Source organism: Chryseobacterium sp. MYb264 (assembly GCF_035974275.1).
Classification (GTDB): Bacteria; Bacteroidota; Bacteroidia; order Flavobacteriales; family Weeksellaceae; genus Chryseobacterium.
This window is the reverse complement of the sequence record NZ_CP142422.1, coordinates 2,137,282-2,150,723: the sequence shown is the minus strand read 5'-3', so window position 1 is coordinate 2,150,723 and position 13,442 is coordinate 2,137,282. Positions and strand designations below refer to the sequence as shown.

Genomic DNA, 13,442 nt, shown 5'->3' with positions numbered 1-13,442 from the left:
CTGGAGGTTTGAAGCTGGAGGCTGGAAGTCAATACGTACTTTTTTAACTTCCATCTCCCAGCTTCCATCTTCCTACTTTTTAAAACCAGGCCGCAAGGCCTGTTGTGATAAAGAAATTCCCTTTTTTAAAGTCATCATTTTTTGCGAAAATGGCATCTTTAGAAGTAAATCCTCTTGCTTCTGTACGGAAAATTACGTTCTTTAGGATGGCATAATCTACATTCAAAGAATATCCGAAAGTTTGAAATCCGTTTTCTGTTCCTGTATTGATAATGACTCCATTTTTATCATTATAATATTCTAATCTTCCAGCCAAAGCCCATTTGTTGTCCAATTGATATTTCATTAAAATATTCGGCGAATACCATAGATTGTAACTTTTACTATCTTTTTCTTTTTGCTCTGCTCCGATATCAAAACCCAAGGTTGCTGAGAATTTTTCCGTTAGTTGAAAATTTCCATACAAATCATGGAAATAACGCATTTTTTTCTCATCTTTCGATTTGTCATTTCCGATGAATGAACTGCTGTTTAACGTAATTTTTTCATTCGGTTTATAAGTAATTTGATGACCAAAAGAAATGGTCTGGTTGCCTTCAGGTTTGGCGATTCTTTGCCATCCGTTTAAAACCAATCCGCTCAGAAACCATTTTCCACTATCAGAAGTATAGGAAATTTTTGCTCCTGTTTCAAAATAAGGCGAATTTTCTGCCGCAAAACTTCTTGTAAGATTAATGTTATCCTTTCCAATGGCGCTTTCCCAACCAATGTGTGAAGGCATGATTCCGGCATCAATCCATAGGTTTTTGGTTTTTGAAATTTTAATTCCAATATTAGCTTCGTTTACATATCGCAATGCTTCCTGCTCTGCCGCCATATTATCTTGGGCGTAAGTTCCTGCCATGAATGCCAGATTGGCGCGGAAATTCTCATTTTGATAAGCCGCTTTTACAAGCCCCAGATTTAAATTCAATTCATTGTGTCGGTTGTAGGAATATAAAAAATTCTGACGCAGGTGATTGGATGGTTCATTAAAATCATATGTGTAAAATAATTCCGCGTACGCTGAAAATACAACTTTATTTTCTGTTTTTAATGAATCTGATGATTGTGCTTTTGGGAAAAATATTCCTAAAATTGAAGCGATGATAATATATTTTTTCATGGTGATGATCAGGTTTACTTTAGATCGTTTAAGGCAATATTCAATTTTAAAACATTAACTTTGGATGGACCGAAAAGAGTGTTTTCCGTTTGATTTTTAATTAAATCTTCCAGTTTTTCAGCAGAAAGATTTCTGATTTTTGCAATTCTTTTAATTTGATATAATGCGCCTTCAGGAGAGATATCCGGATCAAGACCACTTCCGCTGGCGGTTACCAACTCTACGGGAACTTTCTCATTTTGCATTTCCGGATTCTGCATTTTCAGCGTGTCTATTCTTTTCTGAACGGTTTGCAGATATTCTTCATTGCTTGGTCCTTTATTGCTTCCCGCACTTCCCGATGCATTGTAATCTACCGCAGACGGACGACCGTGGAAATACTTCAGAGATCTAAAATTCTGACCGATATTGGCATAGAATTTCTGCCCTTTATAATTGATAATTTCAGCATTTCCCTGTGTTGGCAATATTTTAGAACCTGCGTAAACAACGCCTAAATAAATTCCAACAATAACGAGCATAACAAGCGTTAATCTGAATGCGGAAAGGATATGATTTTTCATTTTGAATTAAATTTTTTGAGTTGAATAGGATGGAAGATAGGAGAGGGATGATAGAATTAAAATATTACGTTATCAACTTCCCACCTCCAGCCTAAAAGAAAAGACTGATTCCTAAATCGATGATTTTTATTCCGATAAATGGAGCGATAATTCCGCCTAAACCATAAATCAGAAGGTTTCTTCTTAATAATGCACTGGCTCCGATCGGTTTGTAAGCAACACCTTTTAATGCCAATGGAATTAAAATCGGGATGATGATCGCATTGAAAATAATCGCCGATAAAATGGCTGATTCCGGACTGTGAAGATTCATAATATTCAGTTTTTGCAGCGCCGGAATAAATGTGATAAACAACGCCGGAATAATGGCAAAATATTTAGCAACATCATTGGCAATACTGAAAGTCGTCAACGTTCCGCGGGTCATTAAAAGCTGTTTTCCGATTTCTACGATTTCAATTAATTTAGTAGGATCATTATCTAAATCCACCATATTTCCGGCTTCTTTAGCAGCCTGAGTTCCGCTGTTCATCGCAACACCAACATCGGCTTGGGCAAGAGCGGGAGCGTCATTGGTTCCGTCTCCCATCATCGCAACGAGTTTTCCTTCCTGTTGTTCTTTTTTGATGTAATTCATCTTATCTTCGGGTTTGGCTTCGGCAATAAAATCATCAACACCGGCTTTTTCAGCGATAAATTTTGCGGTTAAAGGGTTGTCCCCTGTTACCATCACCGTTTTCACACCCATTTTTCTCAATCGTTGAAAACGCTCCTGAATTCCTGTTTTGATAATGTCTTGAAGTTCAATGACTCCCCAAACCTTTTCATTCACGGAAACAACTAAAGGCGTTCCTCCGTTTTCAGAGATTTTCGTTGTAGCTTCCTGAGTTTCTGGTGGGAAAATATTTCCGGCTTTTTCGGTCAGTTTTTTAATCGTATCATAGGCTCCTTTTCGGATTCTTGTGTTTTCAAAATCAATACCTGAAGTTCTGGTTTCAGCCGTAAAGTCAATGTAAACAGGATTATTCACCAATAAATCTTCAGATTGTAGCTGACTTAATTCTATAATTGATTTTCCTTCCGGCGTTTCATCGGCAACAGAACTCAATGCCGAAGCTTTTATAAATTCATCAAGCTGAATTCCGTTCGATGGATGAAATTGTGTCGCTTTACGGTTTCCAATCGTGATGGTTCCTGTTTTATCCAAAAGCAAAACATCAATGTCGCCCGCAGTTTCAACGGCTTTTCCACTTTTTGTGATCACGTTGGCTCTCAGTGCTCTGTCCATTCCCGCGATTCCGATTGCAGAAAGCAGACCGCCAATCGTTGTGGGTATCAGACAAACGAAAAGTGATATAAATGCCGCAATAGTGATCGGCGTCTGCGCGTAGTCTGCAAAAGGTTTTAGCGTAACTGTAACGATGATGAATGTGAGGGTAAACCCTGCTAAAAGTATGGTTAATCCGATTTCGTTGGGCGTTTTTTGCCTTGAAGCTCCTTCTACAAGGGCAATCATTTTATCGAGGAAAGATTCTCCGGGTTTGGTGGTGACTTTCACTTTTATTCTGTCGGAAAGTACTTTTGTACCGCCCGTTACCGAACTTTTATCACCTCCCGCTTCACGAATGACGGGTGCGCTTTCTCCGGTGATGGCTGACTCGTCGATGGTTGCTAAACCTTCAATAATTTCTCCGTCCATTGGGATCTGGTCGCCGGTTTCACAAAGGAAAATATCACCCAATTTCATATCGGCAGATTTTTTTAAAACCGTTTCTACCTGAAATCCCTGTTTGTTGTCAACAACAACTTTTGCGGGAGTTTCTTCACGGGTTTTTCTCAATGTATCGGCCTGAGCTTTTCCTCTCGCTTCGGCGATGGCTTCCGCAAAATTGGCAAATAAAACGGTGAAAAATAAGATGATAAATACTAAAAAATTATAAGCAAAACTGCCTTGTGATTTGTCACCTGTTAAGCTAAATAAGCTAACAATCAGCATCACGACCGTTCCGATTTCTACCAGAAACATCACGGGATTTTTAAACATAATTTTCGGATTCAGTTTAACGAAAGATTGTTTGATCGCTTCGTTCACCAAATCTTTTTGAAATAATGTCTGAGATTGATTTTTCATTGCTTTGAATGATTTTATTTTTTATTTAAATCATTAAGATTGAGCTAAGGAATTACGTTTAGTAAGAAATATTCAAAGAATATTTTAAACTTAATTGTATGATTATCTTAATATTCTTAACCTCTTAAATCACCTTAATGGTTCAGTTATTTAAATTTTATTTAGAAAAATATTGAAGCTGTTCCGCGATCGGACCCAGAGTCAGTGCCGGGAAGAAAGATAATGCGGCAATCAGAAGAATTACGGCTAAGGTCATCATTCCGAAAGTGGCCGTATCTGTTTTTAATGTTCCGGCACTTTCCGGGATGTATTTTTTCTGGGCTAATAATCCTGCAATCGCGATGGGACCAATAATTGGAATAAATCTTGACAGCAGCAAAACAATTCCTGTTGATATATTCCACCAAAGCGTATTGTCGCCCAGTCCTTCAAATCCGGAACCGTTGTTTGCGGAAGAAGAGGTAAATTCATACAACATCTCACTGAATCCGTGGAAACCAGGATTATTTAATGTTTTAGCTCCGAATTCCGGTAAATAAGCCGTTAAAGCGGTTCCTGCCAAAATTAAGAAAGGGTGAAATAAAGCCACAATCATTGCGATTTTCATTTCTTTGGCTTCAATTTTTTTACCCATAAATTCAGGGGTTCTTCCGACCATCAGACCACTGATAAATACCGCGAGAATGATGAAGATGAAATAATTCAGAATACCGACTCCGCAGCCTCCGTAGAAACAGTTAATCATCATCGCCAGAAGCTGATTCATTCCTGAAAGTGGCATTGTGCTGTCGTGCATCGCATTCACAGAACCTGTGGAAATCACTGTTGTAGCAATGCTCCAATACGCTGAAGCCGCACTTCCGAAACGGATTTCTTTGCCTTCCATTGCGCCGAGATGAGGATCGGTGCCCATTTGGGTAATTAATGGGTTTCCGTTGGTTTCATTAATGACATTTGGAACGGTCAAAGCCAGAAAACCAATGGTCATGATGGTGAAAATCGTCCAGGACAGTTTTCTTTTCTTTAAATAAAATCCAAGTGCAAAAACTAAGGCAAGCGGAATAATCATCTGAGTGACCATTTCGGTCATATTCGTAAGGTAATTCGGGTTTTCAAGCGGATGTGCTGAGTTGGTTCCGAAAAATCCGCCACCGTTTGTTCCTAAATGTTTTATGGCAATAAACGCTGCTGCAGGACCTCTGGAAACATCAACTTTTTGTCCTTCCAGGGTGGTGATATGGTCTTTTCCTTCAAAAGTCATCGGACTTCCGTTGGCTGAAAGAATCAATGCGACAACAATACTGATCGGAACTAAAATTCTGATCATCGATTTAGTGAAAAAATCGTAAAAATTTCCTAATTCCGTCGTTGTTTTGTCTTTAAAAGCTTTGAAAAGTACCGCCATAGCTGCCATTCCTGTTGCTGCCGTTACGAATTGAAGAAACATTAAATAAAGCTGGCTCAAATAACTGACTCCTGTTTCACCTGAATAATGTTGTAAATTACAGTTCACCAAGAAAGAAATGGCTGTATTGAAAGCTAAATCCGGTGACATATTCGGGTTTCCGTCGGGATTTAAAGGAAGCCAGGATTGGTTTAACAAAATAAAAAATCCGATCACAAACCAAACAATATTGATGGTTAACATTGCAAACATGTTCTGTTTCCAGGTCATTTGCTTATTCGGATTGATGCCTGAAATTTTATAAATGAAATTTTCAACAGGCTGAAAAATTTTATCTAAAAAAGTCTTTTTATAACCATAAACATTAGCAATATATTTTCCAAGGAAAATGCCGATAACTAATGTAATGGTGAACATTACTATAATGCCTAAAATTTCTGTATTCATGATTTTTGATTAAAATTTTTCAGGTTTCATTAAAACATAGCAGATGTAAACAAAGGCTAATATTGAAAGGAAAAATAAACTCCACATAATTTTCTATATTTTGTCAAAAAATTCAACAGATTGATATAATATCCAAAATAGTACTACGCATAGCACCAGTAAGCAAAGCATCATCATCTTGTTACGACCAGAATTAGAATGGTGAAAACTACATACGATACCATCAGCAAACTCAGCAATGAGTGCTTCCGTCTTTTGAACGTTTTTCTTGAAATTGTCATTTTTAAAATATTTTATTCTAAAGCCATAATGCCAAAAGAAAGTCCAATTTGATGAAAATTGATTTAAGTTGTTTATTGATAGTGTATTGCGTGTTTTTGAAGTAGTGCCAAAAAATAAAAAAGCCTATCAAAATGATAGGCTCGTTATTAAAATGATAAGATGCTTTAGGCTAAAGACAATAAGCTATAAGCAGGTTTTAGCGAGATAATTTAAACTCTCAAACCCTAAGATTCTCAAACTCTCACACTCAACGAAGTTCGTATTCTTCCAATTTTCGATACAACGTTGCAATCCCGATTTCCAGCAATCTCGCAGCTTCGGCTTTGTTGCCTTTTGTGTATTGTAAAACTTTTAAAATATGCTCTTTTTCTAAGGATCTTATACTTAAAGAATCTTTTTCTGTAGAAATTTTTTCAGAATAATGAGGAAGACTTTCAATATCTAAAACATTGTCATTCATTAATATTAAACTTCTCTCAATCGTATTTCTAAGCTCACGAATATTTCCTTTCCACTCATTTTTTTCTAAGGTTTTGTAATATTCGGGAGTGACCTGAACGTTGGAAATATGTAATTTTTGAGAAAAAACATCTATAAAATTTTTCGCCAAAGCCTTCAAATCCTCTTTTCTTTCACGAAGCGCAGGAAGCCTGATTTCAAAAATATTTAATCTAAAGTAAAGATCTTCACGAAAATGTCCCTGCTTAATTTCCTCTTCCAGATCACGATTTGTCGCGGCAATCAATCGAAAATCAGATCTTGAAACTTTGGTTTCACCCATTTTGATGAACTCTTTAGTTTCTAAAACGCGCAATAATTTTGCCTGAAGTTCGATCGGCATTTCACCAATTTCATCTAAAAATAAAGTTCCGCCATTAGCTTCTTCTATCAACCCTTTTTTCTCTTTTATAGCTCCCGTAAAGGCTCCGGCTTTATGTCCGAAAAGTTCGCTTTCCAGAATTTCTTTACTAAAAGCAGAGCAGTTTATTGCCACAAAATTATTTTTCTTCCTATCACTTCCTTCATGAATAGCGTTCGCGAAAACCTCTTTTCCGGTTCCTGTTTCGCCTGTTAAAAGGACGGTTGCATCGGTTAAAGCTACTTTTTCTGACAGTTTTTTAGCCTGAAGAATTAAAGGTGAATTTCCGATAATCGCTTCAAAGCCTTTTTGATAAGAACTTTTCTGAACAATTTTAGATTTGTTATCTTTTACTTTTTCCAAGGCTTTATACACCAACGGAATAATTTTCTCGTTATCGTCACCTTTTACTAAATAATCGTAAGCTCCGTTTTTCATCGCCTGAACTGCATCCGTAATATTCCCGAAAGCGGTCATCAGAATGATTTCCAGGTGAGGATATTTTGCTTTGATGGATTTTATAAGATCAACGCCGAATGCATCGGGAAGCCGAACGTCGCTTAGAACGACATCAAAATCATATTGTTCCAGCATCGTCATTGCCGAACGCGCGGTGGAGGCTTCTTTTACGTTAAAATTTTCTTGGGAAAGGATCATTCCTAATAATTTCAGGAGCTTGATCTCGTCATCGATGATCAGAATGTTTCCGTGCATGGTGTGGTTTTTTGGAAAGCTTCTGCAAACTTAGAGAATTATTTTGGATAAAAATAAAGAAAGATAGCGTAGGAGGGTTTGAGGGTTTTAGGGTTAATGAGTTGGAGAATATTTCATTAGGATTATTGCATTATTTTCGCTTTCTAAATTTTCATTTATTTCTACAAAACCAATTTTTTTATAAAGATAATAAGCTTTTTCGTTGGTGACTTTTACTTCAAGAAAGATATCAATAACTCCAAAATTTTTGTTTGATTCTTCAATGGTTCTTTCAATTAAAAAAGTTCCAATATTATTGCCTTGAAATTCTGATTGCACGTACATTTCATAAATATTTCCATTACAGTTTTCATCTTTAACAAAAGTGCATATTCCAATCAGTTGGTCTTCGTGAAAAGCTCCGACCACAAATCTTTCTTTTGTCTGATTTTCAATATCAGATTCAATTCTTAATTTTTCATCTTTTACAGCTTCTTCATAGCTCACGCCAAAAGATTCGGGGAATTTTTGTAGGCTTTCCAGTCTTATATTTCGGTAGCGTTTACTTTCTTCGGGAATTAATTTTCGGTATTGGATATTCATTTTTATAGGACTAAATCGTGGGTTGACGGACAATTTTGTTTACTGTAAATTAAAACTATAGATGCAATAATAAGGAATTTTCAATTTGTTCTTTTCTGAATCCTTACATTTGTATACATTCTGATTTGTTAAGAATGAAAATGAGTTTATTTATGACGGACAAAACATACGACGAAGCACTTCATATTGATAAAAATAATTACGAATATATCACCATTTCCAACGACGAAAATAAGGTAAGAATCTATACTTTAAAGAATGGTTTAAAGGTTTTTCTTGCGCAGAATTTCGATGCTCCGAGAATTCAGACCTATATTCCGGTGAGAACGGGAAGTAATAATGATCCTTTTGATAATACCGGTTTGGCGCATTATCTTGAGCACATGATGTTCAAAGGGACGTCTAAAATGGGAACTCATAACTGGGAAAAGGAAAGTGAGTTATTAAACCAGATTTCTGATTTGTACGAAGCTCATAAAGCAGAACCAGATATAGAAAAAAAGAAAGAAATCTACAAAAAAATAGATGAGGTCTCTCAGGAAGCGAGCCAGTTTGCGATTGCCAATGAATATGATAAAGCAATTTCTTCGATGGGAGCTACGGGAACAAACGCCCATACCTGGTTTGATGAGACAGTTTATAAAAATAATGTTCCGAATAATGAGCTTGAAAAATGGCTGAAGGTTGAAAAAGAACGTTTTTCCGAATTGGCATTAAGACTTTTTCACACTGAGTTGGAATCGGTGTATGAGGAGTTCAACAGAGCGCAGGATAATGACACGAGATTGGTGAATTATGAGCTGATGGACGCGCTTTTTCCGACACATCCCAACGGCCAGCAGACGACTTTAGGAAATGCTGAACATTTGAGAAATCCTTCTATGATAGCGATTCATAAGTATTTTGATGAATATTATGTTCCCAATAATTATGCGATGGTTTTGGTGGGTGACCTGGAGTTTGACGATACTATTCAGTTGGTAGATCAGTATTTTGGAACTATTCCTTACAGAGAATTACCTGCAAAAAAAGCTGTTGTTGAGAAACCCATGACGGAAATTGTAAAAAGAACCGTACAGAGTCCTACAACAGCCAGAATTCAGCTGGCGTGGAGAACAGATAGCTATGGTACGAAAGAGGCAATGCTGGCGGATATTGTGGTGAATATTTTAAGTAACAGGGGAGAAGCGGGGTTGATGGATTTAAATATCAATCAGACTCAGAAATTACTCTGGGGACAGGCTTTTTCGGTAGGTTTAAAGCAATATGGATATTTTTCACTTTTTGCCGTTCCAAAAGAAACACAGACTTTGGATGAAGCGAAAGATTTGGTGTTGGAACAAATCGAATTAGTGAAAAAAGGAGCGTTTCCAGACTGGATGCTTCCTGCGATTATCAATGATTTTAAACTGCAGCGTATGAAAGCGTTGGAAACGGCCGACGGGCTGGCGACCAACCTTTACGACACCTATATCAAAGGCAGAACTTGGCAGCAGGAACTGAATGAAATGGATGAATATTCACAGTTCACTAAACAGGAAGTGGTAGATTTTGCCAACGATTTTTTTAAGGATAATTATGCTATTGTTTATAAAGAAAAAGGCATTAACGATAAATTATTAAGAGTTGATAATCCGGGGATTACACCGATCAAGATCAATCGTGAGGCGCAATCTGAATTTTTAAAAGAAATTTTAGACGAAAAAACAGAAGATATTCAGCCTGAATTTATTGATTATGATAAAGAAATTCAGACCGATTTAATTAAAGATAAAAAAGTAAGTTTCGTTAAAAATAAATATAATGATATTGCTCAGGTGTATTTTATTTTTCCTTTCGGGACAGATCACGACAGAGATTTAGGAATTTCTACCCAGATTTTGGAATATTTGGGAACGAGCCAGTTTTCACCTGAAGATCTTAAAAAAGAATTCTTTAAAATCGGAGTAAACAATGCCTTTAAAATAAGTAATGACCAAATCATCATTTCGTTGAGTGGTTTGGAAGAAAATATTGAAAAAGGAATTGAGCTGCTTCAGCATTGGATGCATGATGTAAAGCCGGATCAGGAAGTTTATCAGCAGTTTGTAGAAACGGTTCTTGAAAATCGTGCGGCGATGCGAAAAGATAAAAACAGCATTATGAAAGCGTTGGTAAATTATACCAAACTGGGCTCATCATCGCGTTTTAGAGATATTATTTCAAAAGAAGATCTTGAAAATTCTAATGTTGAGGTTTTCACGGACAGAATGAAAAAGCTGTTCAGCCTTCCTTATCAGATCTTTTTCTATGGTAGAAATTTTGAAAATTTTAAATCATATATCGGAAATTCGATTGAAAATGCAAAGCTTGAGATTCCTGAACCTAAACACTATCCGGAACCTGAAACCAAAGGAAATGTGTACTTTACGGATTATGACATGGTGCAGATAGAGATGAGCAAAGTGGGAAGAGGGCATTTTGTAAATACAGGGAATTTTGGAAAAATCAATGTTTTTAATGAATATTTCGGAAGAGGTTTGTCCTCCATTGTTTTCCAGGAAATCCGTGAGAGTAAGAGTTTAGCGTATTCTGCTTACGTTTCTTATGCTGCTAATTCAGAATTGGGACATCCTGATTATATTACAACTTATATCGGAACCCAGCCGGATAAACTGCAAATTGCCGTGGATACGATGGATGATCTGATGAATGAGCTTCCGGAAGTTACCAGTCAGTTTGAAAATGCTAAAAATGCAGCATTAAAACAAATTGCTTCAACTAGAATTACGAGAACGAATATTTTCTTCAATACTTTAAAGTTGAAAAAATTAAACATTTCTCACGATTTCAGGAAAGATATTTATCAGCAGATTGAACAGCTGAAATTTGAAGATGTTAAGGAGTTTTATCAGACTGAGATAAAACCAATACATTTTAACACCGCCATTATAGGTAAAAAAGAAAACCTGAATATGGAGGCGGTTAACCAAATGGGGACCTTCACCGAAGTCAGTATAAAAGATATTTTCGGACATTAAAAAAACAGGCTGTTTCAATGGAGACAGCCTATTTTTTTTTGACAATTTTATTTTAATAATGAGTTGTTTGGTAAGCTTCAACCAGCTTATCCAGAAAGGTGTACAGCTTTTCATTCATTTCCTTAAAATCAAAACTTTTGATTTTGTCAGGCGTTTGAACGAATTGATGTTCCGTATTATTTATTAAAAATTCACGATCCGTTTCTATCATTAAATCAATAACTTCAGGAGTAAATTCCATATGACATTGAAATCCGTAGACAAGATCAGAATATTTAACAATCTGTCTCGGGCAACCTTTACTTGTTGCCAGAATTTGAGCATTTTCAGTAAGTCCCGGCATATCATTATGCCAATGTCCGACGGAAATTATTTCACCAAAATCATTGATTTTATCATCTTTTATACCGTTTTCCGTTAATTGAATAGGAAATACACCGATTTCTTTTTCCGGACTGTTTCCAAATGTTGCCCCGAAAGATTCTCCTATCAGTTGTGCCCCGAGACAGGCTCCTACAACAGCTTTTCCTGAATTTATAGCTTTTTGTATCAATGCTATTTCTGCCTGAGCATCAAAATGCGGACATTCATTTTTTGTAGTGGCAGGATCCTGAGGTCCGCCCAGAATAATCAAAACATCAATAAAATCTACGCTTTCGGGCAAAGGATTATTTTCATACACTTTTGAAAAGGTAGAAGTGTAATTTCTTTCATTCGCCCAGTTCAGATAAGCGCCCGGAGCTTCGAAGCTTTCATGTTGTATAAAATGGATATTCATTTTGAGAATTTGAAATGATAAATTAATCTAAATTTTTAACAAATTAATGAAAATTTTTTAGGCTGATAAAGTTGAACTTTTTACCTTCGATAATATGAGTTCCAGATCTGAAATTTCCTTTTCTGTTAAGGGTTGTAGAGGTGATCTTAATTTTCCGCCATTTTCACCTAAAATATTTAAACCTGCTTTAACGGCTCTTGGCAAACCTTTTTCAACAATATATTTCAACAGTTCAAATTGCTTGTAAAAAATTTTCTGTGCTTTTTCCAAGTCATTACTTTGAACAGCGTCGTATAAGGCAATATTCAATTCAGGGATAAGATTGGGAGCGGCTGTGCACCAACCTGTTGCTCCTGCTGAAAAAGCAGCCAGTGCCAAAGGATTTGAACCGTTGTAAAAAGCCACATCTTCCCCCAGTTCTTTCTTCAGGTAATGCATTCTCTGAATGTCTCCCGTACTTTCTTTAATCATCGTCACATTCGGAATCTGAAGCAGCTTTTTTAATAAAGACGGTGACATATCTACACCTCCTGTTGCCGGATTATTGTAAGCCATGATCGGAATCGATATTTGAGAAGCGACCGTGTCATAATGTTTGATAATTTCGTCATCGGTCAGTTTCCAGTAACTCATCGGGATGATCATAACAGCTGTAGCACCTGCTTTTTCAGCAAATTTCGCATGATAAACTGTTTTCTCAGTCGTTAGATTAGAAACCCCAACCAACGTCGGAATTCTTCCGTTAACCTGTTGAATGGTAGCCTCTGTGATGGCTTCTTTTTCTTCATCAGTCAGGTATGGTAAAACTCCGGTGCTTCCTAGTGGAGCAATGGCATGAGAACCAGAACTGATCAAACGTTCCGTTAATTTTTTAAATAAAGGAATGTCTACTTTTTCCGCTTCGTCAAAAGGCGTGATAGGATAGGAGATCACTCCTTTTAATGGTACATTTTTCATATTTTTCTCAGTTTAAATTAAAATTATAAGTCTCTGCCTTCTTCTTCTCTTAGAGCAACACCCAAATTTTGTAACTGTGGTGCATTTTCGCAGGCGATGTATTTTGCAGATTCTGTATCGCTTGTATTTTGATGTCTGTGCCACGCCCAAGACGGAATGTAAACGGCATCTCCTGCTTCCCATTCTATACGTTCGTCCTCAACTTCTGTCCAGCCTTTACCTTCGATCACGTATAAAACGGTTTCATAAGTGTGTCTGTGGCGGTTCGTTCTCTGTCCGGGTAATAATCCTCCGATGGTCATGCTTACATTTTTACTCGGAAGATCTACAAAGAATACAGGATGTTTTCTTTCTGTTGAAAACTGGTTGTGTTCGCCTGCATTTTCCACATTTTTATGAATTAAATGCGAAGGTTTTTTGTATTCTGGTCTTGCAAAAGTCTGATGAAAATCTTTTGAACTAAATTGTTTTTTGTCAGTACCTTGTGTACCGTTTTCTGTGTTTGACATGTTAGTAAATATTTATTTGTTACTGCATTA

The 13,442-nt window shown here is 36.6% G+C and carries 10 protein-coding genes; 1 reads left to right on the top strand and 9 read right to left on the bottom strand.

Annotated elements, in window-relative coordinates:
• Positions 1 to 79: 79 nt before the first annotated feature.
• The 6 genes from VUJ46_RS09075 to VUJ46_RS09050 form a co-directional block, all read right to left on the bottom strand.
• Positions 80 to 1,165: a porin gene (locus VUJ46_RS09075; RefSeq protein WP_326984661.1), complete on the bottom strand. Its 1,086-nt coding sequence runs from the start codon at positions 1,163 to 1,165 to the stop codon at positions 80 to 82.
• Between the two features lie 14 nt (positions 1,166 to 1,179).
• Entirely contained in the window at positions 1,180 to 1,728 is a 549-nt protein-coding gene (locus VUJ46_RS09070; protein ID WP_326984660.1) for a potassium-transporting ATPase subunit C, read from the bottom strand.
• 91 nt (positions 1,729 to 1,819) lie between these two features.
• Positions 1,820 to 3,859 carry a potassium-transporting ATPase subunit KdpB gene (gene kdpB, locus VUJ46_RS09065; RefSeq protein ID WP_326984659.1) on the bottom strand — a complete coding sequence of 680 codons (2,040 nt, stop codon included), beginning with the start codon at positions 3,857 to 3,859 and terminating at the stop codon, positions 1,820 to 1,822.
• Between the two features lie 157 nt (positions 3,860 to 4,016).
• Complete coding sequence (gene kdpA, locus VUJ46_RS09060) at positions 4,017 to 5,711, bottom strand: potassium-transporting ATPase subunit KdpA (protein WP_326984658.1); 1,695 nt, start codon at positions 5,709 to 5,711, stop codon at positions 4,017 to 4,019.
• Positions 5,712 to 6,240: 529 nt separating this feature from the next.
• On the bottom strand, positions 6,241 to 7,566 hold the full coding sequence (locus VUJ46_RS09055) for a sigma-54-dependent transcriptional regulator (RefSeq protein WP_326984657.1): 1,326 nt from the start codon (positions 7,564 to 7,566) through the stop codon (positions 6,241 to 6,243).
• A 93-nt stretch (positions 7,567 to 7,659) separates the two neighbouring features.
• Complete coding sequence (locus VUJ46_RS09050; RefSeq protein ID WP_326984656.1) at positions 7,660 to 8,148, bottom strand: GNAT family N-acetyltransferase; 489 nt, start codon at positions 8,146 to 8,148, stop codon at positions 7,660 to 7,662.
• A 152-nt stretch (positions 8,149 to 8,300) separates the two neighbouring features.
• Between VUJ46_RS09050 and VUJ46_RS09045 the strand changes: the two genes are divergently transcribed.
• A complete protein-coding gene (locus VUJ46_RS09045) occupies positions 8,301 to 11,168 on the top strand; it encodes a M16 family metallopeptidase (protein WP_326984655.1) in 2,868 nt (955 codons plus the stop codon).
• 52 nt (positions 11,169 to 11,220) lie between these two features.
• On the opposite strand, the gene VUJ46_RS09040 is transcribed toward VUJ46_RS09045, so the two are convergent.
• Genes VUJ46_RS09040 through VUJ46_RS09030 form a run of 3 tightly spaced genes read right to left on the bottom strand, consistent with a single transcriptional unit; the run spans position 11,221 to position 13,412 of the window.
• Positions 11,221 to 11,946: a glutamine amidotransferase-related protein gene (locus VUJ46_RS09040; RefSeq protein ID WP_326984654.1), complete on the bottom strand. Its 726-nt coding sequence runs from the start codon at positions 11,944 to 11,946 to the stop codon at positions 11,221 to 11,223.
• Positions 11,947 to 12,003: 57 nt separating this feature from the next.
• Positions 12,004 to 12,903 carry a dihydrodipicolinate synthase family protein gene (locus VUJ46_RS09035; RefSeq protein WP_326984653.1) on the bottom strand — a complete coding sequence of 300 codons (900 nt, stop codon included), beginning with the start codon at positions 12,901 to 12,903 and terminating at the stop codon, positions 12,004 to 12,006.
• A gap of 23 nt (positions 12,904 to 12,926) precedes the next feature.
• Complete coding sequence (locus VUJ46_RS09030) at positions 12,927 to 13,412, bottom strand: cupin domain-containing protein (RefSeq protein ID WP_326984652.1); 486 nt, start codon at positions 13,410 to 13,412, stop codon at positions 12,927 to 12,929.
• Positions 13,413 to 13,442 lie beyond the last annotated feature (30 nt).

Bases quoted from the DNA above. Each gene is read 5' to 3' on its own strand.
- VUJ46_RS09075 (WP_326984661.1), bottom strand. From the start codon at position 1,165: ATGAAAAAATATATTATCATCGCTTCAATTTTAGGAATATTTTTCCCA.
- VUJ46_RS09070 (WP_326984660.1), bottom strand. From the start codon at position 1,728: ATGAAAAATCATATCCTTTCCGCATTCAGATTAACGCTTGTTATGCTC.
- kdpB (WP_326984659.1), bottom strand. From the start codon at position 3,859: ATGAAAAATCAATCTCAGACATTATTTCAAAAAGATTTGGTGAACGAA.
- kdpA (WP_326984658.1), bottom strand. From the start codon at position 5,711: ATGAATACAGAAATTTTAGGCATTATAGTAATGTTCACCATTACATTA.
- VUJ46_RS09055 (WP_326984657.1), bottom strand. From the start codon at position 7,566: ATGCACGGAAACATTCTGATCATCGATGACGAGATCAAGCTCCTGAAA.
- VUJ46_RS09050 (WP_326984656.1), bottom strand. From the start codon at position 8,148: ATGAATATCCAATACCGAAAATTAATTCCCGAAGAAAGTAAACGCTAC.
- VUJ46_RS09045 (WP_326984655.1), top strand. From the start codon at position 8,301: ATGACGGACAAAACATACGACGAAGCACTTCATATTGATAAAAATAAT.
- VUJ46_RS09040 (WP_326984654.1), bottom strand. From the start codon at position 11,946: ATGAATATCCATTTTATACAACATGAAAGCTTCGAAGCTCCGGGCGCT.
- VUJ46_RS09035 (WP_326984653.1), bottom strand. From the start codon at position 12,903: ATGAAAAATGTACCATTAAAAGGAGTGATCTCCTATCCTATCACGCCT.
- VUJ46_RS09030 (WP_326984652.1), bottom strand. From the start codon at position 13,412: ATGTCAAACACAGAAAACGGTACACAAGGTACTGACAAAAAACAATTT.